General features: G+C 52.6%; 1 rRNA gene. It reads right to left on the reverse strand.

Annotation, left to right across the window (positions count from 1 at the left end):
• Window positions 1-49: 49 nt before the first annotated feature.
• Window positions 50-1589: ribosomal RNA gene (locus RW65_RS12165) — 16S ribosomal RNA — on the reverse strand.
• Window positions 1590-1750: the final 161 nt, after the last annotated feature.

Genomic DNA, 1750 nt, shown 5'->3' on the forward strand with positions numbered 1-1750 from the left:
TTTTCATCAGACAATCTGTGTGGACACTACAGAGAAAGGTTCTTTCAGGTAAGGAGGTGATCCAACCGCAGGTTCCCCTACGGTTACCTTGTTACGACTTCACCCCAGTCATGAATCACAAAGTGGTAAGCGCCCTCCCGAAGGTTAAGCTACCTACTTCTTTTGCAACCCACTCCCATGGTGTGACGGGCGGTGTGTACAAGGCCCGGGAACGTATTCACCGTAGCATTCTGATCTACGATTACTAGCGATTCCGACTTCATGGAGTCGAGTTGCAGACTCCAATCCGGACTACGACGCACTTTATGAGGTCCGCTTGCTCTCGCGAGGTCGCTTCTCTTTGTATGCGCCATTGTAGCACGTGTGTAGCCCTGGTCGTAAGGGCCATGATGACTTGACGTCATCCCCACCTTCCTCCAGTTTATCACTGGCAGTCTCCTTTGAGTTCCCGGCCGAACCGCTGGCAACAAAGGATAAGGGTTGCGCTCGTTGCGGGACTTAACCCAACATTTCACAACACGAGCTGACGACAGCCATGCAGCACCTGTCTCACAGTTCCCGAAGGCACCAAGCCATCTCTGGCAAGTTCTGTGGATGTCAAGACCAGGTAAGGTTCTTCGCGTTGCATCGAATTAAACCACATGCTCCACCGCTTGTGCGGGCCCCCGTCAATTCATTTGAGTTTTAACCTTGCGGCCGTACTCCCCAGGCGGTCTATTTAACGCGTTAGCTCCGGAAGCCACGCCTCAAGGGCACAACCTCCAAATAGACATCGTTTACGGCGTGGACTACCAGGGTATCTAATCCTGTTTGCTCCCCACGCTTTCGCACCTGAGCGTCAGTCTTCGTCCAGGAGGCCGCCTTCGCCACCGGTATTCCTCCAGATCTCTACGCATTTCACCGCTACACCTGGAATTCTACCTCCCTCTACGAGACTCAAGCCTGCCAGTTTCGGATGCAGTTCCCAGGTTGAGCCCGGGGATTTCACATCCGACTTGACAGACCGCCTGCGTGCGCTTTACGCCCAGTAATTCCGATTAACGCTTGCACCCTCCGTATTACCGCGGCTGCTGGCACGGAGTTAGCCGGTGCTTCTTCTGCGGGTAACGTCAATTGCTGCGGTTATTAACCACAACACCTTCCTCCCCGCTGAAAGTACTTTACAACCCGAAGGCCTTCTTCATACACGCGGCATGGCTGCATCAGGCTTGCGCCCATTGTGCAATATTCCCCACTGCTGCCTCCCGTAGGAGTCTGGACCGTGTCTCAGTTCCAGTGTGGCTGGTCATCCTCTCAGACCAGCTAGGGATCGTCGCCTAGGTGAGCCGTTACCCCACCTACTAGCTAATCCCATCTGGGCACATCTGATGGCAAGAGGCCCGAAGGTCCCCCTCTTTGGTCTTGCGACGTTATGCGGTATTAGCTACCGTTTCCAGTAGTTATCCCCCTCCATCAGGCAGTTTCCCAGACATTACTCACCCGTCCGCCACTCGTCACCCGAGAGCAAGCTCTCTGTGCTACCGTTCGACTTGCATGTGTTAGGCCTGCCGCCAGCGTTCAATCTGAGCCATGATCAAACTCTTCAATTTAAAAGTTTGATGCTCAAAGCTTCTTTATTTCTAAAGAAAAGAACTTCGTAATGAATTACGTGTTCACTCTTGAGACTTGGTATTCATTTAGCGTCCTGGGACGTTTAAGAATCCAGTCATCTGAGTGCCCACACAGATTGTCTGATAAATTGTTAAAGAGC

Origin of the sequence: Enterobacter sp. Bisph1, assembly GCF_000814905.1 — a bacterium.
Taxonomy (GTDB): domain Bacteria; phylum Pseudomonadota; class Gammaproteobacteria; order Enterobacterales; family Enterobacteriaceae; genus Kosakonia.